17 protein-coding genes and 2 pseudogenes are annotated in these 14704 nt (G+C 34.3%); 14 read left to right on the top strand and 5 right to left on the bottom strand.

Going from position 1 to position 14704, the window contains the following annotated elements:
• Positions 1-135 precede the first annotated feature (135 nt).
• Both EKQ63_RS14775 and EKQ63_RS14770 read left to right on the top strand, forming a co-directional pair.
• Positions 136-1341, top strand: coding sequence for a quaternary amine ABC transporter ATP-binding protein (locus tag EKQ63_RS14775; RefSeq protein WP_000370606.1), 1206 nt, complete (start codon positions 136-138; stop codon positions 1339-1341).
• The gene (locus EKQ63_RS14770; protein ID WP_001084762.1) at positions 1334-2170 is read left to right on the top strand and encodes an ABC transporter permease; all 837 of its coding nucleotides are present in this window, start codon (positions 1334-1336) and stop codon (positions 2168-2170) included. Before EKQ63_RS14775 ends, EKQ63_RS14770 begins: the two co-directional genes overlap by 8 nt.
• A gap of 50 nt (positions 2171-2220) precedes the next feature.
• Here the strand turns inward: EKQ63_RS14770 and EKQ63_RS14765 are convergent, their stop codons facing one another.
• Positions 2221-2457 (bottom strand): hypothetical protein, encoded by a 237-nt coding sequence (locus EKQ63_RS14765; protein WP_087997259.1) that lies wholly within the window; start codon positions 2455-2457, stop codon positions 2221-2223.
• 218 nt (positions 2458-2675) lie between these two features.
• Here EKQ63_RS14765 and EKQ63_RS14760 point away from each other — a divergent pair, with 218 nt between their 5' ends.
• From EKQ63_RS14760 to EKQ63_RS14730, 7 genes and pseudogenes are all read left to right on the top strand, one after another.
• Positions 2676-2840, top strand: a complete 165-nt coding sequence (locus EKQ63_RS14760; protein ID WP_140168773.1) for a glycine zipper domain-containing protein — start codon at positions 2676-2678, stop codon at positions 2838-2840.
• Between the two features lie 100 nt (positions 2841-2940).
• A complete protein-coding gene (locus tag EKQ63_RS14755) occupies positions 2941-3432 on the top strand; it encodes an HIT family protein (RefSeq protein ID WP_002021523.1) in 492 nt (163 codons plus the stop codon).
• Positions 3416-4240, top strand: a complete 825-nt coding sequence (locus tag EKQ63_RS14750; RefSeq protein WP_087997260.1) for a PP2C family serine/threonine-protein phosphatase — start codon at positions 3416-3418, stop codon at positions 4238-4240. Before EKQ63_RS14755 ends, EKQ63_RS14750 begins: the two co-directional genes overlap by 17 nt.
• Positions 4241-4308: 68 nt before the next feature.
• Positions 4309-4632, top strand: a complete 324-nt coding sequence (locus tag EKQ63_RS14745; protein WP_087953478.1) for a DUF4181 domain-containing protein — start codon at positions 4309-4311, stop codon at positions 4630-4632.
• Positions 4633-4660: 28 nt separating this feature from the next.
• Positions 4661-5093: pseudogene (locus EKQ63_RS14740) on the top strand (NUDIX domain-containing protein).
• A gap of 19 nt (positions 5094-5112) precedes the next feature.
• On the top strand, positions 5113-5493 hold the full coding sequence (locus EKQ63_RS14735; RefSeq protein ID WP_143881196.1) for a DUF4181 domain-containing protein: 381 nt from the start codon (positions 5113-5115) through the stop codon (positions 5491-5493).
• Positions 5494-5537: 44 nt separating this feature from the next.
• Positions 5538-6134, top strand: coding sequence for a uridine kinase family protein (locus tag EKQ63_RS14730; protein WP_143881195.1), 597 nt, complete (start codon positions 5538-5540; stop codon positions 6132-6134).
• 26 nt (positions 6135-6160) lie between these two features.
• On the opposite strand, the gene EKQ63_RS14725 is transcribed toward EKQ63_RS14730, so the two are convergent.
• Both EKQ63_RS14725 and EKQ63_RS14720 read right to left on the bottom strand, forming a co-directional pair.
• On the bottom strand, positions 6161-6679 hold the full coding sequence (locus EKQ63_RS14725) for a GrpB family protein (RefSeq protein ID WP_143881194.1): 519 nt from the start codon (positions 6677-6679) through the stop codon (positions 6161-6163).
• Positions 6680-6720: 41 nt separating this feature from the next.
• A complete protein-coding gene (locus EKQ63_RS14720; RefSeq protein WP_206766453.1) occupies positions 6721-7566 on the bottom strand; it encodes an oxidoreductase in 846 nt (281 codons plus the stop codon).
• Between the two features lie 185 nt (positions 7567-7751).
• Here EKQ63_RS14720 and EKQ63_RS14715 point away from each other — a divergent pair.
• The 5 genes and pseudogenes from EKQ63_RS14715 to lpdA all read left to right on the top strand — a co-directional run bounded on the left by EKQ63_RS14715 (position 7752) and on the right by lpdA (position 13071).
• Positions 7752-8229 (top strand): annotated as a pseudogene (locus EKQ63_RS14715) (DinB family protein).
• 169 nt (positions 8230-8398) lie between these two features.
• Entirely contained in the window at positions 8399-9397 is a 999-nt protein-coding gene (gene acoA / locus EKQ63_RS14710) for an acetoin:2,6-dichlorophenolindophenol oxidoreductase subunit alpha (RefSeq protein ID WP_143881193.1), read from the top strand.
• 17 nt (positions 9398-9414) lie between these two features.
• Positions 9415-10449 carry an acetoin:2,6-dichlorophenolindophenol oxidoreductase subunit beta gene (acoB, locus tag EKQ63_RS14705; RefSeq protein ID WP_143881192.1) on the top strand — a complete coding sequence of 345 codons (1035 nt, stop codon included), beginning with the start codon at positions 9415-9417 and terminating at the stop codon, positions 10447-10449.
• Positions 10450-10476: 27 nt separating this feature from the next.
• Complete coding sequence (locus tag EKQ63_RS14700) at positions 10477-11676, top strand: dihydrolipoamide acetyltransferase family protein (RefSeq protein WP_143881191.1); 1200 nt, start codon at positions 10477-10479, stop codon at positions 11674-11676.
• 15 nt (positions 11677-11691) lie between these two features.
• A complete protein-coding gene (gene lpdA, locus EKQ63_RS14695; protein WP_087953487.1) occupies positions 11692-13071 on the top strand; it encodes a dihydrolipoyl dehydrogenase in 1380 nt (459 codons plus the stop codon).
• Positions 13072-13153: 82 nt separating this feature from the next.
• Here lpdA and EKQ63_RS14690 read toward each other — a convergent pair whose 3' ends face one another.
• The gene (locus EKQ63_RS14690) at positions 13154-13750 is read right to left on the bottom strand and encodes a hypothetical protein (RefSeq protein ID WP_087953488.1); all 597 of its coding nucleotides are present in this window, start codon (positions 13748-13750) and stop codon (positions 13154-13156) included.
• Between the two features lie 320 nt (positions 13751-14070).
• Positions 14071-14562 (bottom strand): hypothetical protein, encoded by a 492-nt coding sequence (locus tag EKQ63_RS14685; protein WP_087953489.1) that lies wholly within the window; start codon positions 14560-14562, stop codon positions 14071-14073.
• Positions 14563-14704 lie beyond the last annotated feature (142 nt).

The following is a 14704-nucleotide window of genomic DNA, read 5'->3' as shown; positions in this document are numbered from 1 at the left end:
AATGTATAAGTAAGCATTCTTATTATGAACGGAAACGAGAATTTTAAAGAAATCTTATGAATGTCATTTTTATGTAATATTTCTTTGTAAAATCGCAACACTATGTGAATAGATGGGTAGAAAAGGAGTAGTGACATGGATAATACAAAGGTGCGTGTTGAAAACGTAACAAAAGTATTCGGGAAACATCCGCAAAGAGCCCTTTCCTTATTAAAAGAAGGAAAAAGTAAATCGGAAATTTTAAAAGAGACAGGAATGAACGTTGGGGTGAAAAAAGCAACGTTTGAAGTATATTCTGGAGAAATTTTCGTTATTATGGGGTTGTCTGGTAGCGGGAAATCTACGCTAGTGCGTATGTTAAATCAATTGATTAAACCAACTGCAGGTCATATATACATAGATGGTGAAGACATCGCAACGATGGGAAAAGAAGAGTTACGAAGAGTAAGAAGAACGAAAATGAGTATGGTATTTCAGAAATTTGCTCTATTTCCGCATCGCACAGTTATACAAAATGTTGCATATGGTTTAGAAATACAAGGAGTTCCGGTTGAAGAGCGAGAGAAAAAAGCGTTAGAATCGCTACAGTTAGTAGGACTCGATCATCATAAAGATAATTATCCAAGTCAACTTAGTGGTGGTATGCAGCAGCGCGTTGGAATCGCAAGGGCACTAACGAATAATCCAGATGTATTACTAATGGACGAGTCATTTAGTGCATTAGATCCACTTATTCGAAAAGAAATGCAAGATGAATTGTTAGAGTTACAAGATAAAATGGAAAAAACGATTATATTTATTACGCATGATTTAGATGAAGCGCTTCGAATTGGAGATCGTATCGCATTAATGAAAGATGGAGAAATCGTCCAAATTGGAACACCAGAAGAAATTATGATGAGCCCCGCTAATGAATTTGTAGAAAAGTTTGTTGCGGACGTGAATTTAGGAAAAGTAATTACGGCGGAGTCTATTTTAAAACGACCAGAAACTTTATTAATTGATCGTGGACCTCGTGTAGCCCTTCAAATTATGAGGAATGCTGGTGTCTCAACTGTATATGTTGTAAACAAAAAGTATGAGTTTTTAGGTATATTAACTGCGGATGATGCGAGTAAAGCAGTACAAAAACAGTGGCCGATTGCTGATTTATTACTTAATGATATTCCACATGTGTATTTGGATACTTTACTGGAAGAGACATATGCAAAAATGGCGGAGATGAAATATCCGTTACCAGTAATCGATGAGAAAAAAAGGCTAAGAGGAATTATTAAACGTGAAAGTGTCATTCAAGCTCTTGCAGGAAACATTGAAGAAGAGGTGAAAGACGATGAATAGTATACCGCGTATTCCATTAGGGGAATGGGTCGACTCATTTGTTGCAAGTTTATATGAGCACTTTGAAGGCTTATTCCGAGGATTCTCTTATATTATCGGCGGATTCGTTGATTTACTCACTAATTTTTTAACAATAATACCGGCTATATTGATGATTATTATTTTGTGTTTCCTCATTTGGTACACAACGAGAAAAGTATCTTTAGTTATTTTTACACTCATCGGATTATTATTTATTTTGAATATTAACTACTGGGCACAGACGATGCAGACATTAGCTCTTGTACTTACATCTGTTATTATTTCAATTATTGTAGGTATCCCAATTGGCATTTTAGCTTCGCAAAATGAACGTTTTTCAAAATTTTTAAAACCGACATTAGATTTTATGCAAACAATGCCGGCTTTCGTATATCTTATTCCCGCGATTACATTTTTTGGAGTAGGTGTAGTACCCGGGATTATTGCATCAGTAATCTTTGCAATGCCACCGACAATTCGTTTTACTGATTTAGGAATTAGACAAGTTCCAGAGGATTTAATTGAAGCAGCGAATGCATTTGGCTCAACCGCATCACAAAAATTATTTAAAGTACAATTACCACTCGCAACTGGAACAATCATGGCTGGTGTGAATCAAAGCATTATGCTTTCTTTATCTATGGTAGTAACAGCATCTCTTGTAGGAGCACCAGGTCTTGGGGTTGATGTATACCGCTCTGTAACACAAGTTAATATCGGAATGGGATTTGAAGCCGGACTAGCTATTGTTGTCATTGCGATTATATTAGACCGCATTACACAAGGATTTCATCAAAAAAGAAGATAACAAAAAAACACACTTTATTATACAAAGTGTGTTTTTTTGTTTGAATAAGATTACATACAAACAATAACAGAACCGCCAGCTGGCGCACAAACTTGGTTTTGCTGTTGTTCCATTGATTCAATTACATGATTATTTTCTTCAATTAATGAGATTAATTTCGCTAATTGATTTTCAAGACTTGCAATACGCTGCATCATATATTGTGAATCATGATGCAATGTATTCCTTACGGGATGAGGAGAATAAACATATTGTTGATTTATATTTGGATTCCAATGAGGGTGTATTTTAATCGTTCCCCCTTAAATAAATTACTGATTTTTCTTATAGTAAATGTCTATATACATTTAATGGTTACTTGAAATTTTTTTAGTGTAAAAGGAGTATGTACAGAAAATGGAAAATGTTATATGTGAAGTTAAAGTACATTTTATTAGAAATGTTCAAGTGAGATAGAGAATATATTAATACATTCAAGTAAGTGTATGTTGTTTAGCGAGAAATGATGGGAGGAGATGTAATTTTGGCTAAAAATAATAAAAATGATGCTTTGGCAATAGGTATTGGTATAGGAGTTGTAATCGGTGTAGTCCAAGGTTATTTTACAAATAATTTAGTAATCGGAATTGTGATTGGGATCGTAATTGGGATTGCGTTTTTGAAGAAATAATGAGGTTTAAATTCATTTCAAAAATTGCTGTATAAAAAGAGTGAATCTTCGGAATATAAATCCTGTTTTTCCTTTTTTTATGATATTATATATGAAAAGGATGGTGATGAATATGTCAACAAACGATCAAGTAAAACTAAACTGTTTTATTTGTGAAAAGCATAAAGGAAATATTATAGTTCCAGGTGGAGCTATTTACGAAGATGAACTGGTTTACGTTGGACATGTCCACTGGGATAGTGAAGAAACATACTTGGGTTATGTAATGATAGATATAAAAAGGCATGTACCTGGCCTCGCTGAACTAACAGATGAAGAAGCGAAAGCGTTCGGACTTATAACAAGTAGAGTAAGTAAAGCGCTAAAAGCAAGTGAAGGTGCGGAACATATTTACACTTTTGTTTCAGGAAATGGTGTACCACATATGCATATGCACATCATACCGCGTTATGAAAATACACCAAAAGAGTTTTGGTCACCGACTGAAGTAGCGAAATGGAACGGTGCGCCTTATGGTGACGCAGAAAAAATCAAAAAACTATGCGAAAGATTACGAAAGTATATGGTGAGTGAATATGCATACAACAAATAATAGACAACATTCATGGGTTGGAAGTAGTGAAATGTGTTTAGACGAAGTTTCAGTAAAACAATATGGTGACATCGTGCTCGGTACATATGGTGGGAATATAAGTGCTGGAGCAAAAAAGAACGAAGATGGTGCGTTAGTTTGGTCAAATGGTGATTGGGAATTTGCAGCTATATTAGATGGACATAATAGTGCAGAAAGTGTTGATTTAGTAGTAAATACAATTCAAAAAGAATATGAAAATATAAAAGAAATGATGAATGAATCGATTGATACAGTATTTCGGTCTATTGAAAATCATATTCTTACTATCTTTCAATCTTCTTCATTTAAGGAAAAGTGTCAAAGAATTAAAGGTGAAACAGCTTGCTTACTATGTGTAAGAAAAGAAAACTACATATGGTGGTTATCTATTGGCGACTGTTTAGTGTATGTATTTCATGATGAATTACACAAATTAGGACAATACGCATTAAATCAACGTCATTTTTACGAATGGATTGGAAATGTAAACACATTTGATTTACCTGTTCCTTGTTATTCAACAGGCATTCGTGAATTACGTAATGGCAACAATCGAATTGTAATGGTGACAGATGGAGTATTAGAATGCGGGGAACGTCGGTATGAAACTCCTGTAAATCTGTATAGTGATATGAATAAAAATAATATAAAACTTGAAGAAAGTGTTCATCATGTATTAGAGCACGTTCATCATCAATTCGGACGCGATAGTGCGACAATTATTAGTTGGGACATTGATAATAAAGGAAAAGCTACTTATCCGAGTGATCAGCCAGATAAAAAGTAAAGGAGGAGACATCACTGTTTTTAGTTAAAGGAATTTTATTAATAGTATGGATCATATTCTTAGTTGTTTTGGAAAAAGTAGTGAGAAAAAAATTAAATATACCGAAACAAACAGACTGGAATAGTAAATATGTAAACAACGCTCATAAATGGGGCACTAGGGCTCTTATCATTTCTTATATAATTGTTACGCTGATATGTGCTACTTTAAATCCTATTTATATTAGTAATTTACCCATTTTATTTTTAATAACCTTATACTGCTTTCAATCATATATGGAATGGAAATTTGATAAAGAATCGAGGGAATATGTCATTTCTTTCGGAACGGTTCCGTTATTAATAATAACAGGAATTATGCTTAATCTTTTCTTTTATAGATATTGGATTTAATTATATATGGAATGAATGGGGAGACAAAATGAAAATGCCTAAATTACGTGCTGAAGCAATGATTGTAAATAAAGATCATTCTAAAGTACTAGTACAATGTGATTTAAGTGAAACGTTTTATCGTTTTCCAGGAGGTTCTATTGAATTTGGTGAAACAGCAAAAGAAGCGATAATACGAGAATTAATGGAAGAATACGATTTGAAAATTGATGTCCAAGGGCTAGCTGTTGTAAATGAGCATATTTTCGAGTGGAACAACGAAAAAGGACATCATTGTACATTGGGGAACTGTTCAAGAGATGGTTACAAATGAAATAAGGCATAAAGAACATGAGAATATTATATTAATATGGAAGAGCATAGAGGAATTAAAGGAGAAGCCAACATATCCTGAAGGAATTGTAAGTTATTTAGAAGAGAATAACCATAATATAGTCCACTTTGTTTCTAAAAATATATAAAGTAATTGGAGGGATAACAATGGATACCTCTACAATTTTAATTATTATTATTGGACTGGGTATAGGTGGTTACTTTTTAGAACAGTTTTTAAGAAGAACATTAAATATGGAGAAAAGAGGCTTCTTTGGATATAAGCATGTGAATAGTTTACATGTAAAATTAGAAATAGGTCTTATTATTATTTATGTAATAAGTAGTTGTTATTATATGTTTAAATTTGAAAACGCTAAAATGGCTTATGTCATGTTCACTTATTTAGGAATATCATGGACTTTAAGAGCATGGATGGAATGGAAATATGATAGAGAATCAAAAGAATATATACTTTCGATAACGGGAATGGTTTCTTTTATATTGATGCTCTCGATACTATTTTATTTCGTTCCACCTGCAACTTAAAACTTTAATAATGGAATGTAAGAGATATAAGGGGATGGGTTAGTTTGGATTTAGACTTAATTTTAAAATGGGTTCAAGAAAAATGGAAAGAACAATCACTACTAATAATAGGTATTGATGGTTGTGGCGGTGCAGGTAAAAGTACGTTAGCTAATAAAATAAAAAGAAAGTTTTCCACAGTAACGGTTGTACATATGGATGATTTTTATTTACCATCTTCACAAATTGTAAATGAACATCCTACGAATAAATCGATTGGTGCAGATTTTGATTGGAAACGCCTTTTACAAGAAGTTTTAGATCCAATTAGTAATGGTGTTGAAGGATGTTATAAACGTTACGATTGGGAAACCGATTCTTTAGTGGAATCTCATATTGTCCCTGCAAACGGAATTGTTATTATAGAAGGTGTATATGCAACGCGTCAGGAGCTAGCTGAAGTGTATGATTTGAAAATATGGGTGAATTGTCCTCGTGAAACACGGATAAAAAGAGGGATTGCTAGAGACGGGGAAGCTGCGCGCGATATGTGGGAAAACAATTGGATGGTTGCTGAAGATATGTATGTAGAAAGTTATAAGCCACATGAGTTTACAGATTTTATTATTGATGGCACAAAACCAGATTTAGCTGATAAATAAGAAACCATTTACTACTAAATGGTTTCTTATTTAAATTCATTATTTATTTTGGCTAATATGGATGTAACAAAATTTGTTTTATCCTCTGCATATTGATGTTTATCATTAGGATTAGCTTGTGAAAGTTGAATTTTCAACTGTTCATACTGTATACGAGCAGTTTTATTGTCTATTAAGTAATCTCGAAATTGTAATTGTTCTATTAAATATGAATTCCCTTGTTCATACATATGAATTTGATGAGTTCTTGGCTCACCTTTATTAAAATAATATCGTTCAGGCAGTACATCTTTTCTATATTTATAGTTTAGCAGTTCTAACTTGTTAATACAGTTTAAACCATCGTTATAATCTTCTAATTCGATTGCAATATCAATAATTGGCTTTGCACTTAAATGTGGAATTGCAGTACTGCCAATATGGTGTATAGCTAAAATATGTTTCCCAATTTGTTTCTCAATGAATTGTTTTTCTTTCATAAACTCCAATTCCCATTCCTCAGTCCACGGAACTAAAAATACTTTCCCGTACGGTAAACCTAGCATTTGTTTAGCACCTCTTTTAAAATGGTTTTCAATAAAAGTAATTACATTTTCTTAAAGCTTCTCAAAACAAGATATTCCCACAATCTCCAAGGAAGAATTTTCTTTGCAAAGATCATAAATTTTACACCTTTACCGATTGGATAACGTAAATTCGTACGCTTAGCTTCAGCAATTTCTACAATTTTATTAGCAACATCTATCGGATTGCCAAATGTATCACTGCCGTTATTAATATGTTTTTGTATTTTATCCATATATTCTTTGTAAGGAGAAGTAGTATCAGATTGATTTGTAGCTAGTTGTTTACCAACTTCCCAAATATTCGTGTTATAAGAACCTGGTTCTATTAAAGCAACATCTATTCCGAACGGTTTTACTTCTAAACGAAGGGATTCACTCCATCCTTCTAATGCATGTTTTGAAGAAACGTAAGGAGATAGACCAGGGAATCCAACTTGGCCACTAATGCTACTTATATTAATAATTTTTCCACTTTGTTGTTCTCTCATATAAGGTAAAACAAGCTGAGTAATTGAAATAGCTCCAAATAGGTTCGTTTCAAATTGTTTACGGTATTCCTCTACTGGAATTTCTTCTACAAAGCCCCCATTGGCATATCCTGCATTATTAATGAGGAGGTCCACTTTGTTTATTTCTTTTAAAAATAATTGAAAGTTATGTAAAGAGTTTTGATCGGTTACATCTAATTGTTGAATTTTTATGTTTTGCTGTAAGTTGAGTTGAGTAGCTTGAGATAATAAGTTTCCTTGTTTTTCAAGGTTTCTCATTGTTGCGATAACTAAATAATCTTTTTTTGCGAGTTCGAGTGTAGTTAATAGTCCGAATCCACTTGAAGCTCCTGTAATAACTGCGATTTGTTTATTCATTTTCTGCCAGCTTTCTTTTTCTTTTATCATAACGAGTTATGATAAGAAAATCTATTATTCTTACACTTTCTTTGAAAGCTATTCATGTTAATTCTATATTCTATGGTTTTTAAAGAGGGAATTATACGAACTTATCGTATATAGAGAAGTGAGTATGAATACGTTTATGAAATGAGGGAAGAAAAATGGCCCATATGAAAGATGTATTAGCAGATCAATTGTTGGAATGCAAATGATCCTAGTTGGTATATCCCATTTTCAGATGCAGTGAAAGATTTATCTGAGAGGGAAGCTTTCTGGAAACCGAATGAAGAGAGTAACAGTATAGCTGAAATTGTACAACATTTACTGTATTGGAATTCTACGTGGCAAACTAGGTATAAAGAATCGAATGTGAATGCCGTGCCTGCTATTGGTGATAATAACAAAAGTTTTATGCTTTCAGATAATCAAACTTTCGATGAATTACGAGAAAAACTACTTGAGAAACTATTACAATGGCAAAATCTCATAAATGAAGAAAAGGTTGAAAGTGATGTGGTTGGTATTCCAGTATGTGCAAAGTTGTGGGAAGTGCTAGCAAATGTCACAGCTCATAATGCTTATCATATTGGTCAAATTATTTACATTCGGAAGTTACAGAAGAGTTTTGATCATGAATAAAATAATAATTCTCAAATTAGGTGAACAAAAGTGGACAAAACGAGACAGATGTCTCAATTTGTCCACTTTTTTATTTTGAAAGAAAAGAGAAAACCTATTAAATCAAGAATTAGAATTTGGCACGGTACTTGCAAAATAAAAGATGAACAAGAAAATAGGAGGGCTGGACATGTTAAAAACAACTGAAAGTAAAGGGAATGAAATTACGAAAGAACAAGCTCGTTGGATGTATAAAAAAATGTTAGAGATTCGTAAGTTTGAAGATAAGGTACATGAAGTGTTTGCGCAAGGCGTGCTGCCAGGTTTCGTCCATTTATACGCAGGTGAAGAAGCGGTAGCAGTTGGTGTATGTGCCCACTTAACGGATAGCGACAGTATTACAAGTACGCATAGAGGACATGGGCATTGTATCGCAAAAGGTTGTGATTTAAACGGTATGATGGCTGAACTTTTTGGGAAAGCGACAGGGTTATGTAAAGGTAAAGGCGGTTCTATGCATATTGCCGATTTAGATAAAGGAATGCTTGGTGCAAATGGGATTGTAGGCGGGGGGTTTCCACTTGCTTGCGGCTCAGCATTAACAGCTAAATATAAAGGAACGAAAGATGTAAGTGTTTGTTTCTTCGGTGATGGAGCAAATAATGAAGGAACATTTCACGAAGGGGTTAATTTAGCAGCGATTTGGAAGTTACCAGTTATTTTTATCGCAGAAAATAACGGTTACGGTGAAGCAACGACATTTGAATATGCTTCAAGTTGTAATTCCATTGCAGATCGCGCGAAAGCTTACAATATTCCAGGTGTTCAAGTGGATGGAAAGGACTTGCTTGCAGTGTATAAAGCGGCGGAAGAAGCAGTAGAACGTGCGCGTAATGGCGGTGGTCCAACAATAATTGAATGTATGACATATCGTAATTACGGTCATTTCGAAGGTGAAGCACAAACGTATAAAACTTCAGAAGAAAAAGAAGAACATTTAAATGAAAAAGATGCGATTGTGAATTTCCGTAAGCATTTAATTCATGAAGCTTTATTAACTGAATCTGAGCTTGTAGATATGGAAAAGGCAGTAGATGAAGCGGTGCAAGAATCAATTGAATTTAGTGAAAATAGTCCATATCCAGAGGATGAAGAGTTATTAAAAGATGTATACGTTTCTTACAAATAAGAGGAGGGTGAAAAATAATGACTAGAACAGTAAGTATGTCAACTGCAATTAATGAAGCGATGAAAATCTCAATGCGTCGTGATGAAAACGTAATTTTAATAGGAGAAGACGTTGCAGGTGGTGCACAAGTTGATCACTTGCAAGATGATGAAGCATGGGGCGGTGTACTCGGTGTTACGAAAGGCCTTGTACAAGAATTTGGCCGAAATCGTATTTTAGATACACCAATTTCAGAAGCGGGTTACATGGGAGCAGCAATGGCAGCTGCGGCAACAGGACTACGTCCGATTGCTGAATTAATGTTTAATGATTTTATCGGTAGTTGTCTTGATCAAGTATTAAACCAAGGTGCAAAGTTCCGCTATATGTTCGGCGGTAAAGCGAAAGTGCCAGTTACAGTACGTACGATGCATGGTGCAGGTTTTAGCGCAGCTGCACAACATTCACAAAGTTTGTATGCGTTATTTACGAGCATTCCAGGTATAAAAGTTGTCGTTCCTTCTACTCCATATGACGCAAAAGGCTTATTATTAGCGGCAATTGAAGATGATGACCCAGTAATCTTCTTTGAAGATAAAACACTTTACAATATGAAAGGTGAAGTGCCAGAAGGATACTATACAATTCCATTAGGGAAAGCAGATATAAAACGTGAAGGTTCTGATGTAACAATCGTCGCCATTGGAAAACAAGTTTATACAGCACTTGCAGCTGCTGAGCAATTATCGAAAAAAGGACTTGAAGTAGAAGTGATTGATCCACGTTCTTTATCACCACTGGATGAAGATACGATTTTAGCATCAGTTGAAAAAACAAATCGCCTTATTGTTATTGATGAAGCAAATCCAAGATGTAGTATCGCAACAGATATTGCAGCAATTGTAGCGGATAAAGGATTTGATTTGCTAGATGCACCTATTAAACGAATTACAGCACCACATACACCTGTTCCGTTCTCACCACCACTTGAAAAGTTGTATTTGCCAACGCCAGAAAAAGTAATTGAAACTGTATCAGAAATGATTGGAGACCAATCTTTATTACATGTGTAATAAAACGATGAGAAGGGAGAGAGAAACATGGCTGTAGAAGTTGTAATGCCGAAGTTGGGTATGGCGATGAAAGAAGGTATTATTACGAGCTGGAATATTAAAGCAGGTGATCATGTAGCAAAAGGTGAACTAATTGCTAGTATTAACTCGGAAAAAATCGAAACGGAAATAGAAGCACCAGCTGATGGAACTGTTCTTGATATAGCTATAAGTGAAGATGAGGGAGTTCCACCTGGCACTATAATTTGCTATATCGGTAAACCAAATGAAAAAGTAGAAGTAAATGAAAGTACTCAAGTTGTACAAGAAAAAACACCGAATCTAGAGCCTAAAAAGGTTCAACATCCTGAATCATATGCGATAGATGTGACAAAACAAAGAATCAAAATTTCACCTGTAGCGAAGAAAATTGCAAAGTCTGAAAATCTAGATATCAAAGCATTAGTTGGTACAGGACCTGGCGGAAGGATTACAAAAGTAGACGTATTAAAAGCAATTAAAGAAAGAGTAATAATTCCAGAAGTACTTGAACAAAAAGAAAGTAAAGTCATTCCTGTTACTGGTATGCGGAAAGCAATTGCAAATCGTATGCACGCAAGCTTACAAAATAGTGCGCAATTAACATTAACGATGAAAGTAGATGTTACAGATTTAGTTGCTTTACATAAAGAAATAGCGAAAGTTGTACAAAAAAGATATGATAATAAATTAACCATTACGGATTTCGTCTCGCGTGCTGCTGTATTAGCACTTGGAGAGCATAAAGAAATGAACAGCTCTTATATAGATGATGCAATTCATCAATTTGAACATGTGCATTTAGGCATGGCAGTCGCATTAGAAAAAGGGTTAATCGTTCCAGCTATTCGCTTTGCAAATAATTTAACTTTAGTAGAGTTGTCTAAAGAGATTAAGAATGTGGCACAAAAGGCACGAGCAGGTAGCTTAAGTGGTGATGATATGCATGGAACGACATTTACAATTAGTAATTTAGGTAGCTTTGGTATTGAATATTTCACACCTGTATTAAATACACCTGAGACTGGTATTTTAGGTATTGGTGCAATTGAACATGTTCCTGTATATAAAGGGAAAAAATTAAAAAAAGGTAGTATGTTACCTTTAAGTTTAACATTCGATCATCGTGTATTAGATGGTGCACCAGCAGCTGCATTTTTACGCACAATTAAACGTTATTTAGAAGAACCTGTAACAATTCTTTTATAAAAAGAAGGTGAGAGAATGAGTAAACTAGTCGTTATTGGAGGTGGGCCTGCTGGTTATGTAGCAGCAATTACCGCGGCTCAAAATGGAAAAGAAGTGACTCTTATTGATGAAGCTGATCTTGGCGGAACTTGTTTAACTGTTGGGTGCATGCCTACAAAATCATTGTTAGAAAGTGCTGAAGTACATGACATTGTGAGAAAAGCGAATGATTATGGGGTTATGCTTAATACAGGAAGTATATCAATTGATTGGGATCAAATACAGGCGAGGAAATCACAAATCGTAATGCAGCTCGTCCAAGGAATACAATATTTAATGAAGAAAAATAAAATTAAAGTTGTAAAAGGAAAAGCGAAATTCGAAACAGATCATCGCGTGCGAGTTGTACAAGGAAATAAAGAAGAAGTAATTGATGGAGAGAGCTTTATTATCGCAGCTGGTTCCGAACCTACAGAATTACCATTCGCTCCGTTCGATGGAAAATGGATTTTAAATAGTAGCCATGCCATGTCTCTTGAGAGTGTACCATCTTCATTGTTAATCGTTGGTGGTGGTGTAATAGGGTGCGAGTTTGCAAGTATTTATAGTAGACTTGGCACAAAAGTATCGATAGTTGAGATGGCACCGCAATTACTACCTGGTGAAGATGAAGATATTGCGAATACTTTAAGAGAGAAATTAGAAAAAGATGGGGTGAAAATTTTTACGGGAGCAGTTTTAAAAGGCTTAAATAACTATAAGAAGCAAGCTTCATTTGAATACGAGGGAATTACTCACGAGGTAACTCCAGAATTTGTTCTTGTTTCTGTAGGAAGAAAACCACGAGTGCAACAATTAGGATTAGAAAAGGCAGGGGTTCAATTTTCAAATAAAGGGATTGCTGTGAATGAACATATGCAAACGAACGTATCACATATTTACGCAGCCGGTGATGTGATTGGTGGAATTCAGCTTGCTCACGTTGCCTTCCATGAAGGAACGACAGCAGCATTACATGCAAGTGGAGAAGATGTAAAAGTAAGCTATCATGCTGTACCTCGCTGTATTTATACAGCTCCAGAAATTGCTAGTGTCGGTTTAAGTGAAAAATTAGCAAGAGAGCAATATGGTGATATTCTTATCGGAGAGTTTCCTTTTTCAGCAAATGGAAAAGCGCTTATTATTGGAGAACAAACGGGTAAAGTAAAAGTCATTGTGGAACCTAAATATCAAGAAATTGTAGGGATTTCTATTATTGGTCCACGTGCAACCGAACTGATTGGACAAGGAACTGTAATGATTCATACAGAAGTTACTGCCGATATTATGAGAGATTATATTGCAGCGCATCCTACTTTATCTGAAGCGATTCATGAAGCGCTATTGCAAGCGGTAGGACATGCTGTACATGCTTAAATTGAATTATAATAAACCACTATTCTCTAAATGTATGAGAGAATAGTGGTTTGAATTTTTACAGAAGAAATTGAATATCCTATTATTTTTTTACGTCAATCGCTGAAGTAATATCGTTCCAATCAGCAGCTAAATTAGCAGTTTTACCGTACCAATCAGCGTGTTTAAATATAACACCTTTTCCATATCCTTGTGTAGAAGTATGCTCCCAAAGTGTCGTTGAATAACTTGCAGAAGGTGATGCTGTACTTACAGAGGAAATTCTGTCGTTCCAGCTAGATGGTAAGTTTTTAAAGCCGCTGCTCCAGTAAATATATTGGCCACCTTTATCTTTATGTTCATAAAAATCAGTACTACCAGCACCGCTACCTAAAGGATTAATTTTATTTTTAAGTACTTTTTTATCCTTTTCAATATAAGCATCTAATGTTTCGCGGCTAGTAAAACCATAAGCTAGCCAATCTCCATTTTCATTTTGCTCTGGTAATACCATAGTAATTTGAATGTCTTTCTTATCTTGATCACTTAATTTTGTAAGAGAATTAACATTCTGTTCATCCACTTTTAAATAATCAAAAGACTTAATTGTGTTACCTTTTTCTTCAGCACTTGCTACTCCTAGTCCTCCAGTTAATGCAAATCCCGCTACTAATGTACCTGCTACTAATTTCTTCAACATATAACCATCCCTTTTTGTTTAGATTTTTGTACAGGTGAATCTTTGTACTAGTAAAATGTATTCTAATTATCAACTATTGTAAATATTCTGAAGTTTTAGAAATAAAAGATGGAATATTTACAGTTTTGCATTTTTTCTTTAGAAAAAATAGTTATTGGAATGATATAATAAATAGATATATCGCTTTTGTTGGATGTTAAAATGTTTTAGGAGGGAAGCTAAAGCAGTAACGATTTGTGCAAAAGATGTATTGCTGGAGATAGATTACTAGTAAACTTGATTACTTTACAAACAAAAAAACAGTCGTATTTGACTGTTTTTTATCTAGTTGCTAAATTATCAAGTTTCCAATATGTATCTGTTAACGGCGCGGCTTTGCTATCTATGTATAAATACATATTATTTAAATCTTTTGGTGAAGTTTTCATATTAAATTCAATGTCAGTAGTTAAAGAAAATTCAGATGGAACTTTTTTAGCATTTTCATTTTGTATAACTTCACCTTCGTATTTTTCACCCGTTTTGTCATCTTTTATGAAATATTTTATTTCTGAAAGATCTATCGTTTGTCCGTCAACACGAGCGTTATTTATAGTAACGCGAGCTGTGAGACGCCACTCTTTGTCTATTTTTTCGAATTTAGCATTTTCAACAGTTGCTCTATAGTATTCGTTTTTAAATATTTCCCCATAGTGCATTGCATTCTTTTCAAGAGCGCTCTTTTCTTGTTTTGGTGCAGTATTCCCATTACATCCTGCCATTAGTCCTGTAAATAATAATGCTGTACAAGTTACTTTCATTATAGATTTCATAGTAATTCCTTTCTGTGTTAAAAAGTAAAACATAGGAATAATTTTACATCAATAGGAAGATAAATGGAAGTATCTTTGCGGAATATGCAAATATGCATTTATTTCGTTGTCCAGTTAACTGAATAGAAAGAGGGAAAAAGCT

The organism is Bacillus sp. BD59S, from assembly GCF_007363175.1.
In the GTDB taxonomy this organism is placed as follows: Bacteria; Bacillota; Bacilli; order Bacillales; family Bacillaceae_G; genus Bacillus_A; species Bacillus_A pacificus.
Note: the sequence above shows the minus strand (reverse complement) of the source record. Positions and strands in the feature narration are given on the sequence as shown.